This is a genomic window from Acinetobacter sp. FY731 (assembly GCF_059515905.1).
The window spans coordinates 17,541-33,114 of sequence record NZ_JCAKNB010000009.1 but is presented as its reverse complement, the minus strand read 5'-3'; the positions used below and the strand labels follow the sequence as shown (position 1 = coordinate 33,114).

General features: G+C 38.9%; 14 protein-coding genes. 10 read left to right on the top strand and 4 right to left on the bottom strand.

The genetic code is table 11. The features are described 5' to 3' along the window. Nucleotides 1-12: 12 nt before the first annotated feature. The 6 genes from leuS (at nucleotide 13) to AC5YC8_RS11360 (ending at nucleotide 9,249) form a co-directional block, all read left to right on the top strand. Complete coding sequence (gene leuS / locus AC5YC8_RS11385; protein ID WP_496164603.1) at nucleotides 13-2,634, top strand: leucine--tRNA ligase; 2,622 nt, start codon at nucleotides 13-15, stop codon at nucleotides 2,632-2,634. Between the two features lie 245 nt (nucleotides 2,635-2,879). Then, entirely contained in the window at nucleotides 2,880-3,407 is a 528-nt protein-coding gene (locus tag AC5YC8_RS11380; RefSeq protein ID WP_496119986.1) for an LPS-assembly lipoprotein LptE, read from the top strand. A 17-nt stretch (nucleotides 3,408-3,424) separates the two neighbouring features. Further along, nucleotides 3,425-4,414: a DNA polymerase III subunit delta gene (holA, locus tag AC5YC8_RS11375; RefSeq protein WP_496164601.1), complete on the top strand. Its 990-nt coding sequence runs from the start codon at nucleotides 3,425-3,427 to the stop codon at nucleotides 4,412-4,414. A 119-nt stretch (nucleotides 4,415-4,533) separates the two neighbouring features. After that, nucleotides 4,534-5,850 (top strand): MacA family efflux pump subunit, encoded by a 1,317-nt coding sequence (locus tag AC5YC8_RS11370; RefSeq protein ID WP_496164647.1) that lies wholly within the window; start codon nucleotides 4,534-4,536, stop codon nucleotides 5,848-5,850. Nucleotides 5,851-5,852: 2 nt separating this feature from the next. Continuing rightward, nucleotides 5,853-7,835, top strand: coding sequence for a MacB family efflux pump subunit (locus tag AC5YC8_RS11365; RefSeq protein WP_496164646.1), 1,983 nt, complete (start codon nucleotides 5,853-5,855; stop codon nucleotides 7,833-7,835). 10 nt (nucleotides 7,836-7,845) lie between these two features. Beyond that, on the top strand, nucleotides 7,846-9,249 hold the full coding sequence (locus AC5YC8_RS11360) for an efflux transporter outer membrane subunit (protein WP_496164599.1): 1,404 nt from the start codon (nucleotides 7,846-7,848) through the stop codon (nucleotides 9,247-9,249). A 59-nt stretch (nucleotides 9,250-9,308) separates the two neighbouring features. On the opposite strand, the gene AC5YC8_RS11355 is transcribed toward AC5YC8_RS11360, so the two are convergent. The 3 genes from AC5YC8_RS11355 to orn all read right to left on the bottom strand — a co-directional run bounded on the left by AC5YC8_RS11355 (nucleotide 9,309) and on the right by orn (nucleotide 11,714). Next, nucleotides 9,309-10,112, bottom strand: a complete 804-nt coding sequence (locus tag AC5YC8_RS11355; RefSeq protein ID WP_496119991.1) for an enoyl-ACP reductase FabI — start codon at nucleotides 10,110-10,112, stop codon at nucleotides 9,309-9,311. Nucleotides 10,113-10,255: 143 nt separating this feature from the next. After that, the gene (locus AC5YC8_RS11350) at nucleotides 10,256-10,990 is read right to left on the bottom strand and encodes a Bax inhibitor-1/YccA family protein (protein ID WP_496164598.1); all 735 of its coding nucleotides are present in this window, start codon (nucleotides 10,988-10,990) and stop codon (nucleotides 10,256-10,258) included. Between the two features lie 166 nt (nucleotides 10,991-11,156). Further along, nucleotides 11,157-11,714 carry an oligoribonuclease gene (gene orn, locus AC5YC8_RS11345; protein ID WP_496119995.1) on the bottom strand — a complete coding sequence of 186 codons (558 nt, stop codon included), beginning with the start codon at nucleotides 11,712-11,714 and terminating at the stop codon, nucleotides 11,157-11,159. 122 nt (nucleotides 11,715-11,836) lie between these two features. Between orn and rsgA the strand changes: the two genes are divergently transcribed. From rsgA to secB, 4 genes are all read left to right on the top strand, one after another. Further along, a complete protein-coding gene (rsgA, locus tag AC5YC8_RS11340) occupies nucleotides 11,837-12,895 on the top strand; it encodes a ribosome small subunit-dependent GTPase A (RefSeq protein WP_496119997.1) in 1,059 nt (352 codons plus the stop codon). A gap of 94 nt (nucleotides 12,896-12,989) precedes the next feature. Next, nucleotides 12,990-13,397, top strand: coding sequence for a rhodanese-like domain-containing protein (locus tag AC5YC8_RS11335; protein ID WP_496119999.1), 408 nt, complete (start codon nucleotides 12,990-12,992; stop codon nucleotides 13,395-13,397). Nucleotides 13,398-13,421: 24 nt separating this feature from the next. Further along, nucleotides 13,422-13,676 carry a glutaredoxin 3 gene (gene grxC / locus AC5YC8_RS11330; RefSeq protein ID WP_496120001.1) on the top strand — a complete coding sequence of 85 codons (255 nt, stop codon included), beginning with the start codon at nucleotides 13,422-13,424 and terminating at the stop codon, nucleotides 13,674-13,676. 36 nt (nucleotides 13,677-13,712) lie between these two features. Then, nucleotides 13,713-14,168, top strand: a complete 456-nt coding sequence (secB, locus tag AC5YC8_RS11325) for a protein-export chaperone SecB (protein WP_496120003.1) — start codon at nucleotides 13,713-13,715, stop codon at nucleotides 14,166-14,168. Between the two features lie 73 nt (nucleotides 14,169-14,241). On the opposite strand, the gene coaBC is transcribed toward secB, so the two are convergent. Beyond that, nucleotides 14,242-15,510 carry a bifunctional phosphopantothenoylcysteine decarboxylase/phosphopantothenate--cysteine ligase CoaBC gene (gene coaBC, locus AC5YC8_RS11320; protein WP_496164597.1) on the bottom strand — a complete coding sequence of 423 codons (1,269 nt, stop codon included), beginning with the start codon at nucleotides 15,508-15,510 and terminating at the stop codon, nucleotides 14,242-14,244. Nucleotides 15,511-15,574 lie beyond the last annotated feature (64 nt).

The window sequence follows — 15,574 nt, the reverse complement described above, 5'->3', positions numbered from 1 at the left end:
TAGTATACGTTTATGACTACTCACATTGACCCAGAATATCAAGCCAGTGCGATTGAACCTACTGTCCAACAGGACTGGGAAACTCGCAAAGCCTTTAAAGTTGCCGACTCAGTAGAAGGTCCACGTCGTTATATCCTCTCGATGTTCCCTTACCCAAGTGGCAAACTGCACATGGGTCACGTGCGTAATTATACGATTGGTGACGTAATTAGCCGTTTCCACCGTTTAAAAGGTGAAACAGTTCTTCAACCAATGGGTTGGGATGCTTTCGGTCTTCCTGCTGAAAATGCAGCAATTGCACATCAAGTTGCTCCTGCAAAATGGACTTTTGAAAATATTGATTACATGCGTAATCAGCTTAAAAAATTAGGTTTAGCAGTCGATTGGGATCGTGAATTTGCGACCTGTACGCCTGAATATTACCGCTGGGAACAATGGTTATTCGTTCAACTTTATAAAAAAGGCTTAATTTACCGTAAGCTTTCAACAGTAAACTGGGACCCAGTTGACCAAACTGTTCTTGCAAACGAACAAGTTGAAAATGGTCGCGGTTGGCGTTCAGGTGCCTTGGTTGAAAAACGTGATATTCCAATGTACTACTTCCGTATTACAGACTATGCACAAGAATTATTAGACGATTTAGACACGCTTAAAGACGGTTGGCCTCAACAAGTACTGACCATGCAGCGCAACTGGATTGGTCGCTCACAAGGGATGGATGTCACCTTCCCTTCTGCAAGCCCTAAAGTGTATGCAGATGCGTTAACGGTTTATACCACTCGTCCTGATACATTAATGGGTGTGAGTTATGTTGCAGTTGCAGCAGAACATCCAATCGCACTTAAAGCGGCAGAAAATAATACTGAACTCAAAGCATTTATTGAAGAATGTCGTATGGGTTCTGTGGCAGAAGCAGATCTTGCAACTGCCGAGAAAAAAGGCATGGCAACTGGTCTTTCTGTTAAGCATCCAATTACGGGTGAAGAAGTTCCTGTTTGGATCGCAAACTATGTACTTATGTCATACGGTTCAGGCGCTGTAATGGGTGTTCCTGCACACGATGACCGTGACTTTGAATTTGCCAATAAGTTTGGTCTTCAAATTACGCAAGTCATCGACAATGCTAAAGAAGGCGACGGTGAGTACGATGCGACAAACTGGCAAGATTGGTACGGTGCTAAAGAAGGTAAACTGATGAATTCAGGCGAATTCGACGGTTTATCTATTTCTGAGGCTTACGATGCTATGCTTGCGAAATTAGAGCCTCAAGAATTAGCAAATCCAAAAGTTCAATTCCGTTTACGTGACTGGGGTGTTTCTCGTCAGCGTTATTGGGGTTGTCCAATTCCAATGATTAACTGTCCAACATGTGGTCAAGTGCCAGTACCTGAAGATCAACTTCCTGTTGTACTTCCAACTGACGTGGTTCCAGATGGTTCAGGTAATCCGCTGAACAAAATGCCTGAGTTCTATGAAACGAAATGTCCAAGCTGTAACGGCGATGCTCGTCGTGAAACAGATACTTTGGATACCTTTGTAGAATCTTCTTGGTACTATGCACGTTATGCATCTCCAGACTTTACTGGCGGTATGGTGAAACCTGAAGCGGGTCAAACTTGGCTTCCTGTAAACCAATACATCGGTGGTGTTGAACACGCGATTCTGCACTTGTTATACGCGCGCTTCTTCCACAAATTGATGCGTGATGAAGGTGTAGTTCAAGGCAACGAACCATTCACTAACTTGTTAACACAAGGTATGGTGCTTGCTGATACTTACTACCGTGAAGCAGACTCAGGCAAGAAAACATGGTTCAACCCTGCCGATATCGAACTTGAAAAAGACGAAAAAGGTCGTATCACTTCTGCGAAATACAAAGAAGATGGTCAAGATGTTGTAGTTGGCGGTCAAGAGAAAATGTCGAAATCGAAAAACAACGGTATCGACCCACAATCTATTATTGACCAATACGGCGCAGATACTGCACGCGTATTCATGATGTTTGCTGCACCACCTGATCAATCACTTGAATGGTCTGATGCTGGTGTGGAAGGTGCAAACCGCTTCTTGAAACGTGTATGGCGTTTAGCAACAGGTTTCCTTGAACAAGCCAACCAAGCTGCAACCATCGACAAAGCTGCACTTTCAACTGCTGCACAAGACTTACGTCGTAAAACACATGAAACCATCCAAAAAGTGGGTGATGACATCGAACGTCGTCACGCATTTAACACTGCCATTGCAGCGATGATGGAATTGCTTAATGCAAACAACAAGTTTGAAGCAAAAGATGATAATGACGTTGCCGTTGCACGTGAATCTATCACTACACTTTTAACTTTACTTGCTCCATTTGCACCTCATTTAAGCCAAACATTATTGGCTGAGTTTGGTATCGAGTTAAATACCGCTTTATTCCCTACTGTGGATGAATCTGCATTAACACGTAATACGCAAACGATCGTGGTTCAAGTGAACGGTAAGCTTCGTGGCAAATTAGAAGTATCTGTTGATGCATCTAAAGATGACATTTTGGCTCAAGCAAAAGCTTTACCTGAAGTTCAACAATTCTTGACAGGTCCAACGAAGAAAGAAATTGTTGTTCCAAATAAATTAGTAAACTTGGTGGTTTAATATCCTTTAAGCCTCCCTGAGCGAGAGCTAAAGCAGTGCTTTAGCCCGAAGTGCAAGAAAGGGAGATCTGGAGGGATTCAAGAAAAAGAATCTCCCCCAACCCCTCTTTACAAAAGAGGGGGAACTAAAAGGATTTCACAATTCCCAAACAAAGCCCGTTGCCAGCCAACGGGCTTTGACTTTACAATCAACAAAACTTAGAAAAACTCTTCCATATATTTGGAATATAAATTAGAGGATAAGGCATGTATTTAGGACAACGTGTTGCAGCAATTGTACTAACTTTGGGTCTAAGTGCAGGCTTAGTCGGTTGTGGCTTTCATTTAAAAGGCACAAGCCCATCAAGTGTCCCTGTTGCTTATTCAAAAATGAATATTGTTTTACCACCAAACTCAGGAAATTTAGAAGAAAAATTATCACTTTACCTGACATCTGCTGGTATAAAACTCAGTCATGCTAGTGATGCATATTCATTACATATACTTGAATACTCTCCTCGTAAACTAGATCTTGCTGGTAAGTTACGTGAAAATATTATTCGTTTAAGCGTAACTTTCCGTATTGATGATGCCCAAGGAAATCCACTCACAGAACCCCGTACAGTGATGGCAACACGTAGTTACCAATATAACGATGAAACAGTGAATACTGGCGATCAAGAATTTGACTACTTATCTGACGTACTTGTAGACGATGTGGCGCAACAGATTGCTCGTCAAATTTCATCAAACCGCTTACAAAAACTTGTAGTTCAACCTAAAACTGCTGAATAATTTTTGAGATTTAAGTAATGAAACTTGACTATTTACAAGCACTAAAACGCGTAGATGAAGCTCGAGGTGCTTGGGTACTACATGGTCAGGAACCACTACTTGAACAAAACTTAATAGATGCTTTTAGAGCGAGTTGGCAAAAACAAGAAATTGAACGCCAACGCTACGATATTAGTAGTGTTAGTGATTGGAAAACTGTATTTAATGCATTAAATAGCTTATCTCTTTTTTCCAATCAACTTGCCATAGAAGTTCATGGCAACATTAAACCCGATGCAAGTGGTATTAAAGAACTCAAAAGCTATTTACAACATAATGAGCAAAACCTACTGTTAGTGGTCATGCCCAAACAAGATAGCAGTAGCTTAAAAACAAGTTTTTTTCAGCTTATTGATGCCAATGGTGTGAATGTCGCATTAACTGCAAACTACCCTAAAGATCGCCAACAAATTTTAGCTGTTGAGGCACAAAAACTAGGAATAAAACTTGCAAATGATGCCTGGCAATGGCTTGAACAGCATCATGAACATAACTTACTTGCTGCCAAAAATAGCTTAATGCGTGTGCGAGATACTTTTGCAGATGCTGAAGTTATTCAAATTGATCATTTATATGCATGTTTACAAGATCAATCTAGATACAGCACATTCGATTTAAGTGATGCTCTACTTGCAGGCGACCTTGCTCAATCTATTAAAATTTTTCAATATTTAATTGCTTCAGGTGAGCCAAACAGTCTGATTTTATGGAGCTTGAGCAAAGAAATGCGGTTATTGATGCAACTTTTTGAACAGCCTCATAATGCATTACAATTGGGCATCTGGAAAACTAAAGTCAGTGCTTATCAGCAAGCTTTACGTCGTTTAAACCCACAAGATTTTTTAACTTGGCCATCACTTTTATTAAGAATTGATTCTTCAATTAAAGGCTTGGGACATGAAAACCCTGAACATCTTATTCAACAAGCCATTGCAAGCTTATGCGGTAAAAAACTATTTCTATCTTAAGTTATGAAATTTATTAAATATAAATAAGAATCAGTTCTGTTTACTAAATAAAGTTCACTATTTATCCTTAATTCGCTCTTATAATTAAAAATAATTTTCTGTAACTTCATTTTATGACCATGCCAAAAATAAAACCGACTAAAGTCATTATTGTTGCTGTTTGTTTCCTTGCACTAGCCTTTAGTGCTTGGTATTTCTTAAAACCTAAACAAGAAACACCACAATTTATTACTGCTGATGTTTCACGTGGTGATATTGAAGATTCTGTACTCGCCACTGGCGTATTAGAAGCAACAAAAATGGTAAGTGTTGGGGCTCAGGTTTCAGGTCAAGTTAAAAAAATGTACGTTAAACTTGGAGATCAAGTTAAACAAGGGCAACTTATTGCACAAATTGACTCTGTACGCCAAGAAAACGATTTAAAAACTGCAGAAGCGAATATTAAAAATCAACAAGCACAACTTGCAGTAAAACAGGCAAATTTAGCAAAAGTTGAATCAGAGTATAATCGTCAAAAAGCAATGTATGCTCAAGATGCAACCTCTCGCGCAGAGCTTGAAAGTGCTTTAGCAAGCTATAAAACTGCACAAGCAGACATTACGGCAATTAGTGCTCAAATTGAACAATCACGTTTAACTCTGGCTACAGCTAAGGAAGATTTAGGTTATACGCAAATTATTGCGCCTATGGATGGCACCATTGTTGCGATTGTAACGGAAGAAGGTCAAACCGTGAATGCTAACCAAAGTGCACCTACTATTGTGAAACTTGCAAAGCTCGACACCATGACCATTAAAGCTGAAATTTCCGAAGCAGATGTGATGAAAGTTGAAGAAGGTCAAGCGGTTTATTTTACCACTTTAGGGAATAGCGATAAGAAAATTTACGCAAAACTACGTCAAGTGGAACCTGCTCCAAAATCAATTAACTCTGATAGCAACACGTCATCGTCATCTACAAGTTCGGCTGTTTATTACAATGCGCTCTTTGATGTACCCAATGAAGATGGCAAATTACGTATTGATATGACCGCTCAGGTATATATCATTTTAGCTGATGCAAAAAATGCGCTCACTATTCCTGCCGCAGCCATTCAAGCATCAAACCGCCCACAACGTAAAGTTTCAGGTAGTCAAAGTACTACAAATACTGAAAAGCCTACAAATAAAGAAAATGCAGATCGACCAAAACGCTTAGAACTTACCGAGGCAGAAAAACAATTAGTTCAAAATGGTAAAGCATCTATTGCGATGGTACGTGTTATACAAGCCGATGGGACTGCAAAACCACAACCTGTTTTAATTGGTTTAAACAACCGAGTGACTGCGCAAGTTTTACGAGGTTTGAAGCTCGGTGAAAAAGTTGTTATTGCAGATGGTTCTGATACATCGAATAACGCTGCTAAACGTAGCGGTGGCCCTGGAATGAGAATGTAATGATGAGTCAAAATTTAAAGCCTCTACTTGAGGTCAAAAATCTGACTCGTGAATTCCCTGCTGGTGAAACAACAGTTCAGATTCTTAAAGGGGTAAATTTAGAAATTTACCCTGGAGAATTGGTTGCCATTGTAGGTCAGTCTGGTTCTGGTAAATCTACACTCATGAATATTTTAGGGTGTTTAGATCAGCCAACCGAAGGCAGCTATAAAGTTGGCGGACGAGAAACTCGCGAACTAGAACCCGATGAACTTGCTCAATTACGTCGTGAATATTTTGGTTTTATTTTCCAGCGCTATCATTTGCTGGGGGATTTAAATGCAGCAGGCAATGTCGAAGTTCCATCTATTTATGCAGGTGCCGATGCAACTGAACGTCAAGCACGTGCCAAACAACTATTATCAGATTTAGGCCTAGCCGATAAAACTCAAAATAGACCAAGTCAACTTTCAGGTGGTCAGCAACAACGTGTATCAATTGCTCGTGCCTTAATGAATGGTGGAGATGTTATTCTTGCCGATGAACCAACAGGTGCTCTAGATAAGAATAGCGGTATTGAAGTGATGCGTATTTTGCGTGAACTTAATGCCAAAGGTCATACCATCATATTGGTAACCCACGATCATAACGTTGCTAAAAATGCCACACGTATTATTGAAATTAGTGATGGAAATATTATTTCCGATCAACCTAATACGCCTGAAATTTCAGAAGATGAAGTTCTAGAAAAACAAACGTTAGTTCGTACACCTCAAAAGAAAACACCCTCTTGGCGCTCTGTTGCAGATCGTTTAGGTGAAGCATTCCGAATGGCTCTGTTAGCCATGAATGCACACCGTATGCGAACATTTCTTACCATGCTCGGGATTATTATTGGTATTGCTTCTGTAGTATCTGTAGTTGCCTTAGGAAATGGTTCACAAAAGCAAATTTTAGAAAATATTAGTAGCTTAGGTACAAACACCATCACCGTTTATCAAGGTCGAGGTTTTGGTGATAATTCACGTACCTCCCAAGTAAAAACCCTTATTCCTGCCGATGGTGATGCCCTCGCAAATCAACCTTATGTAGATGGCGTAAGTCCATCCGTAAATTCAAGTGTAACTGCCCGCTTCAAAGATATCGAAGCAGCGGCGACCGTAAATGGAGTTAGTGCAGACTATTTCTACGTAAAAGGTTTGACGTTTAAATCTGGTCAAGCATTCGATAAGAGTAGCGTTACAGAACAAGCTCAAGATGTCGTGATTGATACCAATACAGAAAAAACATTCTTTAGTGATGGCACAAATCCTCTTGGACAAGTTCTCTTGTTAGGTAGCGTACCGAGTCGCATTATTGGCGTGGTCGATGCTCAACAAGGCATGATGGGTAATTCTGACAATCTCAATGTATATTTACCCTATTCAACTGTCATGAGTCGTATGCTTGGACAATCTAACGTGCGTAGTATTATTGTGCGTATTAAAGATGAATACCCAAGCTCAGCTGCTGAAAATGCCATTTTAAGCCTACTTGAACAACGTCACGACGCTCAAGATGTCTTTACCCAAAACTCAGACAGTATTCGTGAAACTATTCAGCAAACCACACAAACCATGACTTTACTTGTGTCAGCAATTGCTGTGATTTCACTTGTTGTAGGGGGAATTGGTGTAATGAATATCATGCTTGTTTCAGTTACAGAACGAACTCAAGAAATTGGGGTACGTATGGCTGTTGGTGCACGTCAAAGTGACATTTTACAACAGTTCCTTATTGAAGCAGTTTTGGTCTGTATTTTGGGTGGTATTTTAGGTGTGCTTTTATCTTTAGGGATCGGTCAGCTTATTACGCATTTTGCTGGTGGAAGCTTCCAAATGGCATATTCAACAACATCAATTGTTGCAGCCTTTGTATGTTCAAGCTTAATTGGTATTGTGTTTGGTTTTATTCCTGCACGAAATGCTGCGCAATTAAACCCTGTCGATGCACTCTCTAGAGAATAAGGAAACAATCATGCAAACACATTTAACAAAGCTTGCAAGTGCTTTGGTTCTGAGTAGTTCATTGGTAGGCTGTACGGCTTTAGTAAAATCACCATATCAACAACCTTCTGTTTCAACACCTGCTCATTTTCAAAATGCAAAAGATTCAAGCAAACAAATTCATGCAGATGTTTATGCAGACCAATGGTGGACATTGTTTGGTGATGCTCAGTTAAATCAACTAGTAGATAAAGTACTTAACGCAAATAGTGATTTAGCTGTTGCAGGTTTAAATCTACAAAAAGCTTACTTACAAGCAGGTTTAGCTAAAGATAAACAAGGTATTCGTGTTAGTTCTAGTGCATCTACAGGACACAATTTTGATCTAAAATCGGGTACCGATTCGGCCAAAGCATTGTCTTTAAGTGCTGGCGTAAGTTATGAGTTGGATTTATTTGGAAAACTTGCCAATCAAACCGAAGCATCTCGTTGGGAAGCTTTAGCATCTGAACAAGACTTACAAGCGACAGCTCAAAGCTTAATTGCGACAACAGCAGAACTATATTGGCAATTGGGCTACTTAAATGAGCGCTTTTCTGTTGCAAGCCAAAATTTAGAAAGTACGCAAAGAACCTATGAATTAGTTCAAACACAATATCGTGCAGGTGCTGTTTCTGGTTTAGATTTAACAACTGCAGAACAAGCCGTTCAAAGTCAAAAAGCAAGCCTAAGCCAAATTGAACAGCAAAAAGTAGAAACGCGCACCGCTTTGGCTGTACTTTTAAATATACCTGTTCAGCAATTAAATATTAATGAACCTAAGAAATTACCGCAGTCTAACTTACCACAAATTTCTGCAGGTTTACCCGCTGAGCTGTTATCACGTCGTCCTGATTTAAAAGCAACTGAACTTCGTTTACGTAAAGCTTTAGCAAATAAAGATGCAACAAAAGCCAGCTATTATCCTTCAATTAGCTTAACGGGTAATTTAGGGAGTTCTAGTACATCTTTAACGCAACTTCTACAAAACCCAACTTTGGCACTTGGCGCAAACTTGAGTCTGCCATTTTTACAATATAACGATATGAAAAAGGACTTGGCGATTAGCAATATTGATTATGAAACAAGTATCACTCAATATCGTCAAACCATGTATAAGGCATTTGCAGATGTTGAAAATGCGTTATCTGCACGTAATGAATTAGATAAGCAAGTTAGCTTACAAGAGCGTAATGCTCAGCTGGCTGAAAAAGCAGAATATCTAACTCAAGTTCGTTATAAAAATGGTGCTATTGCATTGAAAAATTTAATTGATGCTCAGAAAACCACACGTGAGGCACGTTTATCTTTGGTGCAAACCAAACAAAACCAATACAACGCTTATGTGACTTTAATGCAAGCTTTAGGCGGTAGCCCAATTAAGCAATTGCCATAAATTTAAAGTAATAAAAAACGGTGCATAAGCACCGTTTTTTATAGCTGAAGAATAAAAAATTATTCTGCATCCATAATAGATGCGCTCATACCTACAGTGTTGTAGCCAGCATCTACATAAAGGATTTCACCTGTAATACCATTTGCCCAAGGTGAACATAAGAACAATGCTGCATTACCAACATCTTCAATAGTGACGTTACGTTTAAGCGGTGCAACTTTCTCGTTAATATCTAACATTTTACGGAAAGATTTAATACCAGAAGCAGCAAGTGTACGGATAGGACCTGCTGAAATTGCATTTACACGAATACCTTCAGCACCTAAGCTTGAAGCCAAATAACGTACGCCTGCTTCTAAAGATGCTTTTGCCATACCCATAACATTATAGTTAGGCATAACACGCTCAGAACCTTGATAAGTGAGCGTTAACAAGCAACCTTGACGAGCCGCTAATAAAGGCTTCGCAGCACGTGCCATCGCAATAAAGCTATATGCACTAATATCATGAGCAACTTTAAAACCATCACGGTCAGTTACGTCTGTGAAGTCACCATCTAAAGTATGAGCTGGTGCAAAGCCAATTGAATGCACAAGGCCATCTAAACCATCCCAATGTTTTGCAAGCTCTGCAAAAGCATTGTCAATTTCAGCATCAACGCCTACATCACAAGGAAATACCAAAGTTGAACCGAATTGTGCAGCAAAATCATCTACACGTTTTTTTAGTTTTTCATTTGGATAAGTAAATGCTAACTCTGCGCCTTCACGATGAAGCGCTTCAGCAATACCAAATGCAATTGATAATTTGCTTGCAATACCTGCAATAAGGAAGCGTTTACCTGCTAATAATCCTTGTGCCATGAGATTCTCACTTAATATAATCTGTTCACATAATGCCTAAAATTTTTAAATTACTAAATTGCATAATGCATCTTTTTTCAATTCTATAAATTTTAAATACAAAAAACGCCCCTTATAAGGAGCGTTTTACTTTTATAGTCAAATTAATCATCACTATTGAGCATGCCTAACAAACGTAAGAATGAGTAGTACATCCAAACCAATGTTGCCAATAATGCAATTGCAGATAACCATTCCATTGCTTTTGGTGCACCTTGTGCCGCACCATTTTCAATTAAGTCAAAATCTAGAATTAAATTCAAAGATGCAATTACTGCAACAAATGCAGCAAAACCAATACCTAATGGGCTTGTTTCAAATAAGAATGGAATACTTGAACCAAAAGCCATACGCATAACAAATTGCACAACAAACACAATGGCAATCGCAATAGATGCAGACATCACCACAGATTTAAATTTTTCAGTCGCGCGAACAATTCTGTATTTATACAGCCCAAACATCACCAAAGTAGTCACAAATGTTGCCAATAATGCTTGTAAAGGTACACCTGGATATTTCAATTGAAAAACAACAGAAATACCACCTAAGAAAGCACCTTCAAATAAAGCATAAGGAATAGCTAAAGTACGTGCAGTATTGGGTTTAAATGTTGCAATTAAAGCCAAAATTAAACCACCAATTGCACCAACCATTGCCCCTGTATATGCAAGTGAAAAATTAGCTGTCATAAAAACATAAAAGAAAAATGACACACCCACAACTGCCGAAACTACAGTAAGCAGTGTTGCCTTTTGAATTGTGCCTTGAATGGTCATCGGCTGAGAATAATCGTGTTGGATTTCAACACGAGATAAAATAGGGTTATTACTTTGCATAGTAAAACTCGTTGTTATAATTCATCATTCAATTTTATACGTTATCACCTTCATCAGAATGAATAACGTAAACAATTTTTGTAACTCGCTTAAATCATACTCAATTTTTAACCATCAGCCAATAAAAAAGAGGCATAGGCCTCTTTTCTACAACAATGATAAATCATTAGTCTTTATTCATAATAAAGAAATATTCACGGTAATATTTAAGTTCTGCAATAGAGTCACGAATATCATCCATGGCTAAGTGTGATGCATTCTTTTTCAACCCACCCATAATTTCTGGGCGCCAGCGCTTTGCTAACTCTTTTACAGAAGATACATCTAAATTTCGGTAATGGAAAAATTGTTCTAATTCAGGCATTAAACGATGCATGAATCGACGATCTTGGCAAATTGAGTTACCACACATTGGCGATGTTTTAGGATTTACCCATTTTTTCAAAAACTCTAAAGTTTGCTGTTCAGCATCTTGAGCCGTTAACTTACTACGGCGTACACGTTCAATTAAACCAGACTGACCATGTTGGCGTGTATTCCATTCATCCATTGCATTTAACAGAATTGGCGACTGGTGAATTGCTAGAACAGGACCTTCTGCCAAAATATTTAAATTATCATCTGTTACAATAGTCGCAATTTCAATAATTTGGTCGTTATCTGTATCTAGACCTGTCATTTCAAGGTCGATCCAAATTAATCGGCTATCAGGTGTGCTGCTCATAAATGTGCAATCTTATTAGGCTTAAAAACAACATAGTAGCAAATTTCTCGAATGATAGCTGTAATTGTCCCCCTTCTTCGTGGTATTTTGCCATCTTAGATTCATGGTTTTTTAGGATATGAATGGCTTTAATTCGTAAACGACGCTTAACCGAGCAACAACAACGTCGTATTGAGAAACAACATAAAACACGTCAAGAAGATTTAGATACTTCAAATGATTTAGAAGGTCTTGTTGTTCAACATTATGGTCGACAGCTTGAAGTCCAAACGCTCTCGACCCCTGACGTACATCCTGAAAAACCAACAGTGAAAGATGGCGAACCTGAACCATTTTGGAAACCGATTGAATTAGGTAGTATCTGGCGCTGTCATACACGTACCAACTTAGAATTATTGGTTACAGGTGACCGTGTAAAATGGCAAGCCGATCCGATTACAGGTTTGGGTATTATTACGGCTATCCATCCTCGCCAATCGTTGCTAACACGTCCAGATCGTTACCATAAAGTGAAGCCAGTTGCGGCAAATATTAGTTTAATTGTTATTGTATTTGCACCACTTCCCGAACCTGCGCCAGGTTTAATCGACCGTTATTTAGTAGCCTGTGCAGATGCAAAAATTCCTGCATTATTGGTACTCAATAAAACCGATTTACTTAAAGAAAATGACCCTATTCTAGACTTGGTGAAAGAATATCAAGATTTAGGCTATGAAGTCATGCTTACACAATCTATGGATAATGTGTCTAAACTTGCTGAACGCTTAGCAGGTGAAACAGTTGCTTTTGTAGGTCAATCGGGTGTTGGTAAAAGTTCGATTATTAACACGATTGTTCCCGATGCAACGCAAAAAACCAATATCATTTCTGAAAACTCCGCTTTAGGTCAACATACAACAACATCTACCCGCCTCATTGGCTTTGGTGATGGTGCTGCGCTCATTGACTCACCAGGAATTCGTGAATTTGGTTTATGGCATTTAGACTCAGATAAAGTTCAAGAAGGCTTTCCTGAAATTGATAAACTTTTAGGTTATTGCCAATTTAGAAACTGTACACATAAGCATGAAAAACAATGTGCGCTTCGTTTAGCTGCACAAAATGGTGAAATTTTACCTCGTCGTTTAGACAGTTTTTTACGTCTAATTGATGAAATTGCTGAAGCTCAGCAAAAAAATTAACTTTTATTCAACGATAGCCCTTGAAGATGCGATTTTGATCGCCATATTTATAGGCTATACTCTTCGGCAATATTAAATTGTAATTAGGTGATTTGTGGAACGTTGGTTCGAGTTTATGGGGAATCATCCCTTCTTATTTGGAACACTTGCTGTACTTGTAGTGTTGTTCTTCATTTTGGAAGGTCAACGTAATGGTCGTAAGATCTCTCCGCAATCGTTAGGTATTTTAGTGAAAGCTAAAAATGCGATGTTGGTAGATTTACGTGACGCTAAAGATTTCCGTGAAGGTCATATCAGCGGTAGCCGCAATATTCCTTACAGCAAAATTACAAGTCATGTTGAAGAGCTAAAAACAGCTGAACGCCCTATCGTGTTTATCTGTAATTTAGGTCAAGTAGCAGGTACTGCACTACAACAAGTAGGTCATGCAGATGCTTACCGCTTAGATGGTGGAATTAGCAATTGGAAAGCTCAAGGCTTACCATTGATTAAAGCAAAATAATTTACGACTCAGGAGAGAAATAGCATGGCTAAAGTGACTATTTATTCAACAAACTCATGTCCTTATTGCGTTCGTGCAAAACAACTTCTTGAGCGTAAAGGTATCGAATACAACGAAATTAATTTATCGCAAGAACCTGCTGAAGCACGTATTGAGTTGATGCAACGTACGAATCACCGTACTGTTCCACAAATTTTTATTGAAGATGAATTTATTGGTGGTTTTGACCAACTTTACGCACTAGACCGTGAAGCTAAATTAGACCATTTAATCGCGTAATTTTATAACTAACTTTGAAATATCAAGGATCCAATAATGAGTGAACAAGAAACTCAACCACAATTAGCATTAGAACGTATTTACACTAAAGATATTTCTTTTGAAGTTCCAGGCGCTCAAGTTTTTACGAAAGCGTGGGAACCTGAATTAAGCATCAACCTTTCATCTTCTGCTGAAAAAATTGATGACACACATTTTGAAGTTGGTTTGAAAGTCATTGTACAAGCAACAAATGCTGGTGAAACTGCTTTTATTGTTGACGTAACTCAATCTGGTATTTTCTTAGTTGATGCCGTTGAAGAAGAACGTCTTCCATATATTCTTGGTGCATACTGCCCAAATATTTTGTTCCCATTCTTACGCGAAGCTGTAAATGACATGGTTACAAAAGGCAGTTTCCCTCAATTACTTCTTACTCCAATCAACTTCGATGCAGAGTTTGAAGAAAATATGAAACGTGCTCAAGCTGCTGCTGCCGAAGGCAAAGCATAAGCTTAAAGCTAAAAAAAGACCGCTATATGCGGTCTTTTTTATTTCTAAATAATTTTAAAATTAAAATCTCAGATTAAAAATCTTCTTCAGGTTCATGATTCAATGCATCGTGAATTGCATCAACCAATTGCTGTGAAATTTCCTGTTTAGATGCTTTTTCTAAATCACGCTTTTGCATTTGATAATGTTCTGCAAAAAACACCGTCATCGCATTTTGATCCGAAGCAAAACCAATATCTGCACGAGAAACATCATTGCATGCAATCATATCGAGTTTTTTAGCAACTAATTTTCCAGCTGCATATTCTTCAACATTTCGTGTTTCTGCTGCAAACCCAACCATAAATGGACGCTTAGCTTGCTGAGCAATAGTTGCAACAATATCAGGGTTTTTTACCAATGAAACATTCAGTTCATCACCTGATTTTTTAATTTTATGTTCTGCAACTTCTGCTACGCGATAATCTGCAACGGCTGCTGTTGCAATAAAAATATCACAACCTTCTTCGAGCATTTGCATACTAGTATCTAACATTTGTACCGCAGACTGCACATTAATACGGCGCACACCATTTGGTGTATCTAAACTGACAGGTCCAGCAATAAGCGTGACTTTCGCACCTGCTGCATAACATGCTGCAGCCAAAGAAAAACCCATTTTCCCTGTACTATGGTTTGAAATATAGCGAACAGGATCTATAGACTCTCGAGTTGGTCCTGCGGTAATCACAACATGTTTGCCTGCCAACTGACCAAACTTTTCAGCAATGGTGCGCTGTGCTTTATGGAAATATTGAATTACTTGATATGCAAGATCTTCTGGTTCAGGCATTCGTCCCAAACCCACATCACCGCAAGCTTGAGCACCAGCATCAGGCATAATCACGTGTACGCCATCTTCCACCAGTGTATTTAAGTTTCTTTGTGTCGCTTTTGCTGCCCACATTTGTTGATTCATAGCAGGAGCAACCCAAACAGGCGCTTTAGTTGCTAAATACAATGTAGAAAGTAAGTCATCTGCCAAACCTGCAGCAAATTTTGTCAAAGTGTCACAAGATGCAGGGGCAACAAGAATAAGATCTGCCCAACGCGCTAATTCAATATGCCCCATTCCCGCTTCGGCTTCAGGATTTAACAATTCAGTGTGAACAGAATTTCCTGACAGCGCTTGGAATGTTAAAGGCGTAATGAAAGCTTGTGCACCTTTAGTCATCACAACACGAATGTTAAAACCCGCATCTTTTAAACGACGAACTAAAATAGCGCTTTTATACGCAGCAATACCGCCCGTTACAGCGACAATAATATTTTTATTTGGAATTACACTGAGGTCAAAACTCACGAACAGTTTACCTTTCCTGTTGCAGTGGCGCTCACAATATCATTAAATATTATCTTCCCCAAGT